We start from the raw sequence: 13,157 nt of genomic DNA, 5'->3' as shown, positions 1-13,157 counted from the left end.
ATAGGTTCGTTTACGAAAACTGACAAGCGACACCTACGAGATTGGGTAATCACTCCCAGCTCGAGGTCATTTTACTAAAAATAGATAGACAAAATTCAACTGATGGAGTCATTGATGTCTAGCAATAACCTGATTAAACAATTGCAAGAGCGGGGCCTCGTTGCCCAGGTAACGGATGAGGATGCGTTAGCAGAGAGACTGGCGCAAGGCCCTATCTCTCTCTATTGCGGCTTCGACCCTACCGCCGACAGCTTGCACTTGGGACATCTGGTTCCCTTGCTGTGTTTAAAACGATTCCAACTAGCCGGGCACAAGCCTGTGGCGTTGGTCGGTGGCGCGACGGGTCTGATTGGCGATCCGAGTTTTAAAGCCTCTGAGCGTAAATTAAATACCGCAGAGACCGTCCAAGAATGGGTAGAAAAAATCCGTAATCAAGTATCGCCTTTCCTAAGTTTTGATTGTGGCGATAATAGCGCTAAATTAGCCAACAACTACGATTGGTTTGGTAAAATGGATGTGCTGACTTTCTTACGTGATATTGGTAAACACTTTTCTGTTAACCAAATGATCAACAAAGAAGCGGTAAAACAACGCCTAAATCGTGATGATGTGGGGATCTCTTTCACTGAGTTTGCTTATAACCTGCTGCAAGGTTATGACTTCGCAAACCTCAATAAAGAGCATGGTGTTGAGTTACAAATTGGTGGTTCTGACCAGTGGGGTAACATTACTTCGGGTATTGATTTGACTCGCCGTTTAAATCAAAACCAAGTATTCGGTATGACTGTACCGTTAATCACCAAATCAGATGGTACTAAATTCGGTAAAACTGAAGGTGGTGCAGTCTGGCTTGATCCTAAGAAAACCAGTCCATACAAATTCTACCAATTCTGGATCAATACGGCTGATGCTGACGTCTATCGCTTCTTAAAATTCTTTACCTTCATGGAGTTAAGCGAAATTGATGCACTTGAAGAAGAAGATAAAAACAGCGGTAAAGCGCCACGTGCACAATATGTTTTAGCTGAAAATGTAACTCGACTGGTACATGGTGAAGAAGGTTTAGCCGCGGCGCGTCGTATTACTGAAAGCCTTTTCTCTGGTGCAGTGTCTGATTTGACCGAAGCAGATTTTGAACAACTGGCTCAAGATGGTATGCCATGCATTACACTTGAAAATGGTGCTGACTTACAGCAAGCGCTTGTTGATTCAGAGTTAACGCCTTCACGAGGACAGGCAAGAACAGCAATTAGTTCAAATGCGGTGGCAGTTAACGGTCAAAAACAGACCGATCCAATGTATGTGTTCAGTGATTCTGATCGCCTGTTTGGGCGTTTCACACTGATCCGTCGTGGTAAGAAAAACGACTGCTTAATCAACTGGAAATAACGCTGACGAACCTTTGTCCTACTAGCCCGAGAAGTTCTCGGGCTATTTGTATTCATCATATTTTTCAGATGGCATGATTGACTAAATATATTGAGTTACTGTGAACATACCTGTTTTTATGAACGTTAGTATTGCCTCATTGGTTGGTCACATCTATTTGGAATTATTTTGAATCTATATACGCAATGGTGAATCACTGATTTCGCTTCATTCGATTTAACAATTCCTTGGGTCTTCCATGAAAAGTGTTCTCTCAATTCAATCCCATGTTGTTTTCGGTCATGCAGGAAACAGTGCGGCTGTCTTTCCTATGTGCCGTATGGGCGTCGATGTATGGCCACTCAACACCGTACAATTTTCCAATCATACGCAGTACCCGCAATGGACGGGCACAGTTTTTCCCGCTCAACATTTAACAGAGATTGTTAGCGGCTTAGCTAAAATTCATAAATTAGACATTTGTGATGCCGTCTTAAGCGGTTATATCGGCTCTGCTGAGCAAGGCAATGATATTCTTGCGATTGTCAAACAAGTCAAAGCAGCAAATCCACAGGCGCTCTATTTTTGTGACCCGGTAATGGGGCATCCAGAGAAAGGATGTATCGTTGCTCCAGGAGTCGCTGAGTTTTTATGTCAACAAGCCTTACAAGCTAGTGACATCATCGCACCTAACCTACTTGAGTTAGAAACACTGTCAGGAAAAACCATTGCAACGGTAGAGCAAGCTGTGGAAGCAGCACGTCAATTATGTCGCAAAGGGCCTAAAATTGTTCTAGTCAAACATCTAAGTCGAGCGGGCTACAGAGCCGATCGTTTTGAAATGATTTTAGTCACCGCAGAGCATAGCTGGCATGTGAGCCGACCTTTGGTTGATTTTGGTGAAAAGCAGCCGGTAGGAGTGGGGGATTTGACGAGTGGTTTGATGCTGGTGAATTTATTAAAAGGTGAAAGTTTGCCTAAAGCTTTAGAGCATGTAGCTGCCGCTGTTTATGAGGTGATGTTACAAACCAAAGTAATGGGTGAGTATGAGCTTCAATTAGTTGCGGCGCAGGATAAGATGGTTACACCAGAACATAAATTCTGTGCAACCGCACTTGATTAAAGTGTGCAAACAAATAGAACAGGTAGCGCTCCATTATGGAGCGCTACAGTAAAATCAGATCAAACCTTCAGCAGCTAATGCTTCTTGGACTTTAGGGCGCTTAGCGACTTTATCTCGGTACTCTGTTAAATGTTTCAGATGAGTAATATCAACACCGACGATTTTTGCCCAGTTACTCACAGTAAATCAATAAGCATCAGCAACAGTAAAGCTGTCATCGGCAAAGAAGGCTTTTTTAGCCAGTACATCATCAACATATTGGAATTTTTTGATGAGTGTCGCTTTAGCCATCTCTTTATACTCATCAGGAGTGCCTGGCGTGAATAAAGGTGCAAAATTCTTATGTAGCTCAGTAGAAATAAAATTCAGAGCCTCCAATTGATGGTAGCGTTTCATCGTACCTGCTGGCGCGATTAGATTTCTATCTTGTTTTTGATCAGCGAGATACTGGACGATCACGGCTCCTTCAGTTAGCTGTTCGCCATCATCTAAGATTAAAGTAGGAACTTGCCCTTTCGGGTTGATAGCTAAGAAATCTTCGCCATTTTCGGTTTTCTTCTCTTTTAAATTGACACGCACAATGCTGAAATCCAGCCCTGTTTCGCGCAAGATAATGTGAGGGGAAAGGGAACAAGCACCGGGAGCATAATACAATTTCATCATAAAACTCCTAAATAGTTATATTGGCAATCAGCAGACTAATATCATCCATAGTATATCATGACGCATGAGAAAGCATTTGCTTTAAGATGTCAGTATTTATTCGTTTTAGAATAGGCAGATGATTAGATGTAACTTTAGTAAATAATTAAGACTAATGCCTTATCTTTTATTGTGTGGAACTTGTTAGGATCCGCGTTCAAAATCAGCTATCACAGAGTCGCCACTTTATAACGTTAGGCTTGTAACATGGAAAGTATGTGTAACAAATTAAAAATATTAAATAAACTTGATAACGTATTAATGGCGCATACGCCTAATCAGAGTACTGGATTTAAGCGTTTTATTTTAGAATTTTGGTTTTTTGGCTTAATCAATGCACGCTCATGCTTATTTGCGGGCTTCTTTTTTTTAGCATTGTTTCTTGTTCCTGTTAAAGGGCTATTTGGTTTACCTCGCTATGATATTTTACTGGTGTTTGCAGTACTATTTCAGGCTTTTCTTGTTTGGTCAAAGTTAGAGACTTGGGATGAGCTAAAAGCGATTTGTGTTTTCCATTTAGTGGGGTTTATCATGGAGTTGTTTAAAACTTCAGCGACAATAGCCTCGTGGCAATACCCCGATGAAGCCTATAGTAAACTGTGGGGAGTTCCTCTATTTACAGGATTTATGTATGCGGCTGTTGGTAGCTATATTATTCAGTCGTGGCGTTTTTTTAAAGTGCGTATTGAGCATTACCCACCTTATTGGATGGCAACATTGGTGGCTTTAGCGATATACATTAATTTTTTTAGCCATCATTATATTGATGATTACCGTTGGTATTTAACGGCTTTTATTTTTGGCCTATATGCACGTAGTACCGTTTTTTATACTCCCTTAGATAAAGAGCGGCGAATGCCATTATTACTTGCGTTTATGCTGATCGGCTTTTTTATTTGGTTAGCGGAAAATTTCGGAACCTTTTTTGGGGTTTGGCAATACCCGAACCAAATTGGTGCGTGGTCGGTTGTGCATGCAGGGAAGTGGGGAGCTTGGTCTTTATTAGTCATTGTGACTTTTACGATTGTCGTTCATCTTAAACATATTAAGGCGAATGTCACAATCGCTCGTTAAATGCGGTTGTTTTTAAAAGCAAAACGCCATCCGGAGATGGCGTTTGTCATCAATCAACTAAAACTTATTTAAGTTCCAGTTCATTCATTGCGGCAATGCTGAAACCACCATCAACATGTACGACTTCACCAGTAATACCTGCTGCAAGATTTGAGCTTAGGAATGCCGCTGTATTACCCACGTCTTCGATAGTGACTGTACGACGAATTGGCGTTACAGCTTCGCAGTGTGCCAGCATTTTACGGAAGTCTTTGATACCTGATGCCGCGAGTGTACGGATTGGGCCTGCTGAAACCGCGTTGACACGGATACCTTGAGGACCCATTGCATTTGCCATATAACGAACGTTAGCTTCTAAAGAGGCTTTAGCAAGACCCATTACGTTATAGTTAGGAATAGCGCGCTCAGCACCTAAATAGGTAAGCGTCAGTAAAGAAGCATCTGGGTTTAGCATGTTACGGCATGCTTTTGCCATCGCAACAAAACTGTATGCACTGATATCGTGAGCGATACGGAAACCATCACGTGTTACCGCGTCAACATAATCGCCGTCAAGCTGATCTGCTGGTGCAAAGCCGATTGAGTGGACAAAGCCATCAAATTTAGGCCAGGATTTTCCTAATTCAGCAAACATAGCGTCAATACTTGCATCAACAGCAACATCACACTCAAGAACGATGTTAGAGTTTAAAGATGCAGCAAACTCTTCGACACGAGGTTTTAATTTTTCGTTTTGATAAGTGAACGCCAGTTCAGCGCCTTGTTCATGCATTGCTTTAGCAATACCGTATGCAATTGATAATTTACTGGCAACGCCAGTGATTAGAATGCGTTTGCCGGTTAAAAAACCCATAGCATTATCCTTGTTTATTTTCTATTGAAAACGCGAATATAACAGAAGACACCGTGTCTTGGGTAGTTTTCGCATTTTTTATTGACGAATCGTCGATATCTTACCATGTATTGCATAAAGAAGGGTATTTTGCTGTTCTCCTCGGAGCAGTCAAATATCCTGTCGCCATGCGTCAATGGATAAAGGTTCGCCGAAATGGCTCTCAATCAATCGACGGGTGACATCATGAAGTGGTGACGCTAGCACTTCAGCAGTATTTCCGCGCTCGACGACAACCCCTTTATCCATGACTAACATTTTATCGCTAATATGCTTCATCATTCCTAAATGCTGCGTGACATAAATGTAAGCAATATCCTGCTTTGCCTGCAACTCCAACATCAGATTGATAATTTGTGAACGCATTGACATATCTAAGGAGGCCAATGCTTCATCCGCAATAATAATTTCAGGCTGTAAAATTAGCGCTCTTGCCAATGCGACACGCTGCTTTTGGCCTGACGCAAGCATATGAGGGTAATATTCTGCATGATCGGCCAATAGACCCACTTGGCGAAGCGTTTGAATAATACGGCGCTCTCGCTCAATACCGGTCAGTTCCGTGTTCAGCTTTAGTGGTAACTCAAGGGTTTGACCAATACGTTGGCGAGGGTTTAGCGAGGTGCTGGGATCTTGGAATATCATACGGATACGCTGGCTACGGTAACTGTAGTCACCATAACTGAGGCGGTGACCGCGGATCATAATCTCGCCTGCGGTCGGCTCCGTGACGCCGGATAACATACGAGCAAGGGTTGATTTCCCCGAACCGTTGGCACCAATAATGGCTAATGTCTGGCCTGCCTGTAAGTTAAAGCTCAATGGTTTCACCGCTTCTAATTCATAACGGCGGAATAGCCCCTCGCGAAAACGAAAAGTTTTGGTGAGATTGCGAACCTCAAGTAACGTTTCCATCAGGATGGTTCCTCCGTATTTAGCGGATAATGACAGGCAAACAGATGGTTTTTGATATTACGTAGAGGTGGAGCCACGATACATGTCCGTTGTGCATAAGGGCAGCGGGGGCCAAGGCGACAGCCAATTGGAAGATGTTCCAGCGATGGGATGGCGCCCGGAAGGGTATTTAATCGGCCTTTATGGGGAATCGGGCTTTCAAAATCAGGTATTGAACGAATCAGTGCTTGTGTATAGGGGTGGCGAGGGCGTTGCAAAATATCCTCTGGTGTTGCGCTTTCAACAGTTTGACCACAATAAAGCACGTTAATTCTATCCACGAGTTTTGACATCATTTCCATATCATGGCTGATCAACAAGATAGTCATATTATTGTTTTGATTAAGCTTATCGAGCAGTCGGAAAATTTGTGCTTGGGTAGTGGACTCCATCGCATTGGTTGGCTCATCGGCTATCAATAAACGTGGCTGATTCGCAATTGCAATGGCTATCATGACTTTTTGGCATTCACCATCAGTAAGTTCATAAGGGTAGCTACGCATAATGTCTTTATGATCTTTGATCCCCACGCGGTGTAATAATTCGATGGCTCGGCGCTTACGCCAATTAAAACGTTGCCACCAACGACCTTTATAAGTCCAGCCTGGGATAGCCTGTATCAATTGCTTGCCAATATTTTCGGCGGGGTCGAGACAAGATTGCGGCTCTTGGAAAATCATCGAAATATTATGACCGATCAACCGACGACGCTTACGAGGGCTAAGTTTAAGTAAGTCAATATCTTGGAAGCGAAAGCGGTCGGCGGTAACACGGATATTATCTTTGGTGACGCCACAAATGGCTTTGGCAATGAGGCTTTTACCTGAGCCAGACTCACCAACTAAGCCACGGACTTCCCCCTCAGTAAGGGTCATCGAAATACGGTCAACGGCTTTGACTGGGCCGTTGGCTGTCATAAATTCAATGGTCAAATTGCGGATGTCTAACAATGGCATTATTCAACCCCCGCATTGATTGCTCGGTGTAAGCCATCACCGAGTAAATTGACGAATAAGACACTTATCATAATTGCTGCACCGGGCAAAATGACTGACCAAGGGGCGACATAGATAAGCTCTAAACTATCCCCTAACATGGCTCCCCACTCAGAAGAGGGCAACTGTGCACCCAGATCAAGAAAGCCCAGCGCGGCAATATCCAAAATAGCGATAGAAAGTGCTCTCGTCAGCTCTGTTACTAAGATTGGGGTAATGTTAGGTAATACGGTATACCACAAAATAAAAATATTTGATGCGCCGTCAAGCCTAGCAGCAACAATATACTCTTTATCTAGCTCATCGTGAACAGCAACATAAATTGTTCTCACCATGCGAGGGATCAGGGCTAAGCAGATTGCGAGCATAGCATTTTGTAAACTCGCGCCCATGAATGCAACCACGATAATGGCAAGTAACAAAGACGGGATGGATAACAATGTATCAAGTATATGGTTGAAAACCGCTGATTTTAAGCCCCGTGTCATCCCTGCTAGACAGCCTAATATCAGGCCTATTAGGGTGGCAATAAAAGTGATTAATAATGCCGCGCCGAACGTCGATTTTGTGCCCAAAATGAGGCGGCTTAGGATATCCCTGCCGAGGTCGTCAGTACCTAGGAAAAAGGCAACATTACCATAGTGAGACCAAGAAGGCGGTAATAATTGGTAACCTAAGAATTGCTGATCGATGGTATAGGGCGCGATATAAGGGCCAATAAAAGAGAGCGCCAATAAAAATAGCACGCCATAGAAACCGATCATCGAGAGAATATCAGATGAAAAAATATTCCAGACAACCCGCGTAGGGGAAGGCATCTTCTGTTCACGATAAAAATTATCTGAGGACATACCAATCCTTATGTTTTAACGGATCCATCATTGCCCCTAAAATATCAGACAGTACGTTAACGGTAATCACTAAGGCCCCAATCAACATGACGCCAGCAGAAATAGCAGAGTAGTCTTGTTGGCGGATGGCGGTGACTAACCAACGCCCCAGTCCTGGCCAGTTAAATACCAATTCGGTCACCATGGTCAGTGTTAACATGGTAGAGAATTGTAGGCCTAATTTAGGGATAATTGGCGGGATCGCATTGTGGAAAATATGACGACGGATAATGGTAAGTCGTGATAACCCACGCGTTGCAGCCGCTTTAATGTAATTTTCACTGGCTATCTCTTCAGTACTATTTCGAACTAAACGAATGACCTCGGTAGTCGGAGCCAGAGCCAGTGTTAATACAGGTAAAATCATATGTTCGAGTACGTTTATGATCATTTGTTGGCGATAAGGTGAGTCGGAAAGCCAAGCATCAATTAATGCAAAACCTGTAACAGATTTTAGATTATAGAGAAGATCAATACGCCCAGACACTGGCAGCCAGCCTAATCGTAGTGAGAAAAACAGTGTCAAGACTAACGCTAACACAAAGACGGGTACAGAAAAGCCAAGTAATGCAAAGGTGCTGATTGCAATATCCGCGGGTTTATTTCGCCAAAAGGCGGCAATCATCCCTAAAGGAATACCGACGATCAGGGCAAACATAAAGGCTAAAATACACAATTCCATTGTTGCAGGGAACGTGTCTTTTAATTGCTCTGTAATGGGTTCACCATTAATACTGGAAACGCCAAAATCAAAGTGGAGTAGACCATCGAAATAAAATAGATAAGCATCAATAAGCGATGCGCCGCTTAAAGGCGCATTAGGCGTGAAATAGCTGAGGCTAAAGCTCACCAAAGAGAGAAAAAAAACGGTGACTAACAGCAAAAGTAAACGACGCAGCGAATAGATGATCATGGTTACTGTTCCTGTTTATGACCTGTTTTTTGGCTATTTTCATTCATATCTCTGTACACGCCTGCAAATGAAGTATTACCAAATGCACTGATCACGAGGCCCTTCATATCAAAGCGATAGGCTTGCAAACGTAAAGAGTAAGCGAGAGGTAAAACAGGCAAATTATCGCTCAGTAGCTGTTGGGCTTGATGATAGTAATCAATACGGGCGGCAAGTTGCTCCGTTAACAGTGCTTTATGCAGTATTTCGTCAAAAGCAGGGCTGCACCAATGACTTAGGTTGGTTTGAGAAGCTATCGCGGCACAACTCAGCAAAGGACGGAAGAAACTGTCTGGGTCGTTACTGTCGGTCGCCCAACCCGCTAAAGTCATATCATGGGAGCGATCCATTAATTGGTTCTCTTGAAAACGGCCTTCGACAGAGCGAATATTCATGATAATGCCTACTTGCGCCAAATCAGCTTGGATAAGTTCAGCCATTTTTAATGGGCTAGGGTTATACGATTGTGATGAAACAGGCACCCAAAGGTCAAGTTGCAAGTTTTCAAGTCCTAGCTCTTGTAACATTTTTTTGGCTAACTCGGGGTTATAATCAGTCACTTTGGCTTGATTATCATAGGCCCAAGAAGCTCGAGGCAAAATCGAAGCGGCAGTTTCTGCTGTGCCGTAGTAGATAGATTGCATCAAGCGATCATTATTAATGGCATAAGCGATGGCTTGGCGCACTTTGAGTTGGTCCAAAGGGGGCTTGCTGGTATTGAAAGCCAAATATGCGATATTCATGCCTGAACGCATTGATAGGCGTAGACGTGGGTCATCACGTAACACTGACAATTGGCTGGCGGCAGGGTAAGCCAACACATCGCATTCGCCAGTAAGCAATTTTGAGATTCTCCCCGTACCGCCAGCGCCCATATCAATAACCACCTCTTTCATGCGAGGTTCACCCTTCCAGTAGTTATCATTACGAAACAGACGGACAAATTGGCCTGCTTGATAGTCATCAAGGCGAAATGGTCCGGTGCCGACAGGGCGCCAATCAATCATCTCTTGGCGATTAATTTGAGCGAGGTGATCGGCATATTCAGCCGATAAAATAGGCGCATAGTGGGTCGCTAAGTGCCATAGAAAAGAAGCATCAGGGGCATTCAGACGGAATTCAACCGTATAATCATTTAATTTACGAATACTTTGTACGCTATTGGCAAATTGCAAACTATCAAAATAGGGGTAGTGACCGCCATTAATGTAGTGATAAGGATGATTAACTTCAAACATGCGAGCGAAGCTAAAAACAACATCATCGGCATTCATATTACGTGTTGGAGTAAACCACGGTGTTTGTTGAAATTTGACATCTTTACGCAGTGTTAATCGATAAGTTGCGCCATTATCCAGTACCTCCCAGCGTGACGCCACTTCCGGAATTAACCGATAGGTAAAAGGGTCAACATCTAGCAGGCGATCATAAATTTGCGCTGCCAAGGGGTCGACAATTAGGCCACTACTGACTAACTGGGGATTGAAAGTGGTAACAATGCCATTAACACAATAGATAAAACCGTTTTGACGGATGTTTTTGGGAACATCATTCGCCGCAGTATCCTGATATGACACATCGTTAGCCTGAGCGACCAGTGAAAAAGTAAATAGAAGCCAAAGAATTATTAAGCGCATAGCACTGATATCGTTAACCTTAAATATCCTATTGTAGCGTAAAAAGGGGCTGACAGGATATAAGCAAAAATAGTGTTTATTTTTAGGACAAGCAGGGCCGTCATGAATAGAAAACAGTCTGAAAAAGGAAAATAATATTATTAAAATTCATCTAATTATAATTAAATGAGAAAAAATCTCATTAAACCGCTTTACAAATGGTACTGATAACTATTATCATTCGCTTTGCCTCCTAAGCAAAAAGCTTGTGGTCAGGCATGACATTGCTCACATTGCTTCCAGTGTTTTTTTATAGCCAGCATGGGTGCTGGCTTTTTTTTATCTCAAAATAGATAGATTATACATATCAAAACGGATAAGGGTCGGCTAGTGTATTAACCCAACGGCTTGTAAATCCTTTTCTTCAACATTGCCTTGTAAAGTACACATAATTTTAACCGTGTTATTTTCCTTGTTGGCTTCGATAAAAAACAGTTTTTCAGCGGAATCACCAACAGGGATCAGGCCGCTAACTGGCGTGAGGTTTTTTTGCCAAGGTTCAGAAATCGCATTTCGCATTTTTGAATTGGCGACAAAATAGCCAGCCCCTTCAATCAGGGGGATGTGCTGAGATAAATGTTGAATGACATCTTGTTCTGGCATGGATGTTTCAAACCCCCAGTAATAAAACCTTCCCCCAATCCGGTTATTAGAAATTTCTTTATAACGCTCAAGATCAATAGCAATGGCAATAAAGTGGGTAAGTTCTAAACCATCTTTAGTGGTGTATTGCAAAGGAATATTGATGCCTGATTGACTAAATAATTCAGCGATAGTGATATTTTGGGGGATCATTGCGAATTCTTGGTTATGTTTTATCTCTTCAAAAAAACGACTATCGCATGCAGAAAGTGCTTTTATAATACCGATTGCATGTGCAGAGTAAGTGCAACTTATCAATAAAGAGAATAAAATCATTTTTTTTATGATAGCCATTTTATACCCTCAAAAATATAGCCATAAACAGTGACAAAACGGTCAATGACAAGTAACGTATAAAATAAAAATTAAGTGATTAGCTTTCGTAATGTTAATTAAATTAAACTCAGTTAACTTGATAGCTCTACTTGCAGTTTATTTCACACTTATTAGATGTACGTATATTTACTAATCGAGATATTAGCCATTTATCCTTTAATGTAATAGTAGAGTGATATATGAAGATTAACAATATTTAAAAAATCACATCGGCTATTTTAGTTCGGTCATTATTTATCTACTCAATTATGTTGTACACAACAAATAAAAATATACGTTCTTACTCCCCCTACGAATAATACTATTAATAGGGAGAAAAGATAGTTTATGGATTAATCACTCATTAATTGCAAATGTAGCTACTATTGCCGAGAAATAGCATTTAAGTACTGTTAAAGACAATCATGCCATGTTCAGTCAGCTTCGTTTTGACGTTGACTGAAATGGATATTTAACACCATAAGAGATAAATAACAGAGCTTTCAATTTATTTTAGTATCATATCGATTTAATTATTAGTTGATAAATTATCAAGATTAATTTGATGTTTTTTAATTAACCCACGTAGCTGATCATAACTTAGAGATAACCGCTGAGCGGCTTTACGCTGATTAAATTGGCTCTGTTGTAAAGCTTGCTCAAGTAATTGTTTTTCACTTTGCTGCTGCCAAAGGCGTAAATCACATGGCAAAGAGGGTAATGATATTTTTTGCTCTGGTATCTTTTCAGGGTTTGAGAGGGCGGCGAGTTTCTCACCAAAAGGGTCAAAAATAATTGTTTCAACAGGCGCATCATTATCTTTATGCCGATAAACGGAACGCTCAACCACATTTTTTAATTCACGAATATTACCCGGCCACGGATATTGCTCTAACGCTTGCTGTGCTTTTGGACTAAAGCCGCTGAAATATGGGCGTTTGAGTTCACCACACATTGCGATGGCAAAATGTTCGGCTAAGAGCATGATATCGGACACTCGCTCACGTAAAGGTGGAATACGGATCACTTCAAAGGCTAACCTATCGAGTAGATCTGCCCGAAAGCGGCCCTCTTTTGCCAATTCAGGTAAATTTGCATTTGTCGCACACACTAAACGCACGTTGACTTTCAGAGATTGACTGCCACCAACACGTTCAAGTTCGCCATATTCAATAACACGAAGAAGCTTTTCTTGTACGGACATAGGCGCAGTAGCAAGTTCATCGAGGAACAGCGTGCCTTTATCTGCCCGTTCGAAACGACCTTGATGGCGTTTTTGAGCGCCCGTAAATGAGCCTGCTTCGTGGCCAAATAATTCAGAATCTAGCAAATTCTCATTGAGTCCACTGCAATTTAGGGAGATAAAGGGTTCTTGCCAACGAGGAGAAAGGTAGTGTAGGCGATCGGCAATTAGCTCTTTACCTGTACCGCGCTCACCAATGACTAATATGGGTTTATTTAGTTGAGCCAGTTCAGACGTCCGTTCAAGTACATCTAAAAAGTTAGATGAGTTACCAATAATTGTATCATTAGTGTTTTTCATGGTTATTTTTACCAATAGTTGGTTTTGTTGG

The 13,157-nt window shown here is 42.0% G+C and carries 11 protein-coding genes and 1 pseudogene; 3 read left to right on the top strand and 9 right to left on the bottom strand.

Going from position 1 to position 13,157, the window contains the following annotated elements:
- Window positions 1-114: 114 nt before the first annotated feature.
- Both tyrS and pdxY read left to right on the top strand, forming a co-directional pair.
- Entirely contained in the window at window positions 115-1,389 is a 1,275-nt protein-coding gene (gene tyrS / locus M1E93_RS11460; RefSeq protein WP_004919214.1) for a tyrosine--tRNA ligase, read from the top strand.
- A gap of 238 nt (window positions 1,390-1,627) precedes the next feature.
- A complete protein-coding gene (gene pdxY, locus M1E93_RS11455; RefSeq protein ID WP_036940029.1) occupies window positions 1,628-2,491 on the top strand; it encodes a pyridoxal kinase PdxY in 864 nt (287 codons plus the stop codon).
- Window positions 2,492-2,545: 54 nt separating this feature from the next.
- Here pdxY and gstA read toward each other — a convergent pair.
- A pseudogene (gene gstA / locus M1E93_RS11450) lies at window positions 2,546-3,151 on the bottom strand (glutathione transferase GstA).
- A 249-nt stretch (window positions 3,152-3,400) separates the two neighbouring features.
- Here gstA and M1E93_RS11445 point away from each other — a divergent pair.
- Window positions 3,401-4,267 carry a DUF817 domain-containing protein gene (locus M1E93_RS11445; RefSeq protein WP_040133071.1) on the top strand — a complete coding sequence of 289 codons (867 nt, stop codon included), beginning with the start codon at window positions 3,401-3,403 and terminating at the stop codon, window positions 4,265-4,267.
- A gap of 64 nt (window positions 4,268-4,331) precedes the next feature.
- Here M1E93_RS11445 and fabI read toward each other — a convergent pair whose 3' ends face one another.
- The 8 genes from fabI to pspF form a co-directional block, all read right to left on the bottom strand.
- Window positions 4,332-5,120: an enoyl-ACP reductase FabI gene (fabI, locus tag M1E93_RS11440; RefSeq protein ID WP_004919224.1), complete on the bottom strand. Its 789-nt coding sequence runs from the start codon at window positions 5,118-5,120 to the stop codon at window positions 4,332-4,334.
- Between the two features lie 150 nt (window positions 5,121-5,270).
- On the bottom strand, window positions 5,271-6,074 hold the full coding sequence (gene sapF / locus M1E93_RS11435) for a putrescine export ABC transporter ATP-binding protein SapF (RefSeq protein ID WP_014658233.1): 804 nt from the start codon (window positions 6,072-6,074) through the stop codon (window positions 5,271-5,273).
- Window positions 6,074-7,069 (bottom strand): putrescine export ABC transporter ATP-binding protein SapD, encoded by a 996-nt coding sequence (gene sapD, locus M1E93_RS11430; protein ID WP_004919228.1) that lies wholly within the window; start codon window positions 7,067-7,069, stop codon window positions 6,074-6,076. The genes sapF and sapD overlap by 1 nt, the downstream gene beginning before the upstream one ends.
- A complete protein-coding gene (sapC, locus tag M1E93_RS11425) occupies window positions 7,069-7,959 on the bottom strand; it encodes a putrescine export ABC transporter permease SapC (RefSeq protein ID WP_004919231.1) in 891 nt (296 codons plus the stop codon). The genes sapD and sapC overlap by 1 nt, the downstream gene beginning before the upstream one ends.
- On the bottom strand, window positions 7,946-8,911 hold the full coding sequence (gene sapB, locus M1E93_RS11420; protein ID WP_004919233.1) for a putrescine export ABC transporter permease SapB: 966 nt from the start codon (window positions 8,909-8,911) through the stop codon (window positions 7,946-7,948). Before sapB ends, sapC begins: the two co-directional genes overlap by 14 nt.
- Before the next feature lie 2 nt (window positions 8,912-8,913).
- On the bottom strand, window positions 8,914-10,587 hold the full coding sequence (gene sapA, locus M1E93_RS11415) for an ABC transporter substrate-binding protein SapA (RefSeq protein WP_053110861.1): 1,674 nt from the start codon (window positions 10,585-10,587) through the stop codon (window positions 8,914-8,916).
- A 366-nt stretch (window positions 10,588-10,953) separates the two neighbouring features.
- Window positions 10,954-11,562 (bottom strand): hypothetical protein, encoded by a 609-nt coding sequence (locus tag M1E93_RS11410; RefSeq protein WP_004919238.1) that lies wholly within the window; start codon window positions 11,560-11,562, stop codon window positions 10,954-10,956.
- A gap of 550 nt (window positions 11,563-12,112) precedes the next feature.
- Window positions 12,113-13,126 (bottom strand): phage shock protein operon transcriptional activator, encoded by a 1,014-nt coding sequence (gene pspF, locus M1E93_RS11405; RefSeq protein WP_004919240.1) that lies wholly within the window; start codon window positions 13,124-13,126, stop codon window positions 12,113-12,115.
- Between the last annotated feature and the right edge of the window lie 31 nt (window positions 13,127-13,157).

Origin of the sequence: Providencia sp. PROV272, from assembly GCF_049901975.1 — a bacterium.
GTDB classification, from domain to species: domain Bacteria; phylum Pseudomonadota; class Gammaproteobacteria; order Enterobacterales; family Enterobacteriaceae; genus Providencia; species Providencia stuartii.
This window is presented reverse-complemented; position numbering and strand designations above follow the sequence as displayed.

Excerpts from the sequence above, each read along its gene's own strand:
- sapC (WP_004919231.1), bottom strand. The coding sequence starts at position 7,959 with ATGTCCTCAGATAATTTTTATCGTGAACAGAAGATGCCTTCCCCTACG.
- tyrS (WP_004919214.1), top strand. The coding sequence starts at position 115 with ATGTCTAGCAATAACCTGATTAAACAATTGCAAGAGCGGGGCCTCGTT.
- sapA (WP_053110861.1), bottom strand. The coding sequence starts at position 10,587 with ATGCGCTTAATAATTCTTTGGCTTCTATTTACTTTTTCACTGGTCGCT.
- pdxY (WP_036940029.1), top strand. The coding sequence starts at position 1,628 with ATGAAAAGTGTTCTCTCAATTCAATCCCATGTTGTTTTCGGTCATGCA.
- sapF (WP_014658233.1), bottom strand. The coding sequence starts at position 6,074 with ATGGAAACGTTACTTGAGGTTCGCAATCTCACCAAAACTTTTCGTTTT.
- sapD (WP_004919228.1), bottom strand. The coding sequence starts at position 7,069 with ATGCCATTGTTAGACATCCGCAATTTGACCATTGAATTTATGACAGCC.
- fabI (WP_004919224.1), bottom strand. The coding sequence starts at position 5,120 with ATGGGTTTTTTAACCGGCAAACGCATTCTAATCACTGGCGTTGCCAGT.
- pspF (WP_004919240.1), bottom strand. The coding sequence starts at position 13,126 with ATGAAAAACACTAATGATACAATTATTGGTAACTCATCTAACTTTTTA.
- M1E93_RS11410 (WP_004919238.1), bottom strand. The coding sequence starts at position 11,562 with ATGGCTATCATAAAAAAAATGATTTTATTCTCTTTATTGATAAGTTGC.
- sapB (WP_004919233.1), bottom strand. The coding sequence starts at position 8,911 with ATGATCATCTATTCGCTGCGTCGTTTACTTTTGCTGTTAGTCACCGTT.
- M1E93_RS11445 (WP_040133071.1), top strand. The coding sequence starts at position 3,401 with ATGGAAAGTATGTGTAACAAATTAAAAATATTAAATAAACTTGATAAC.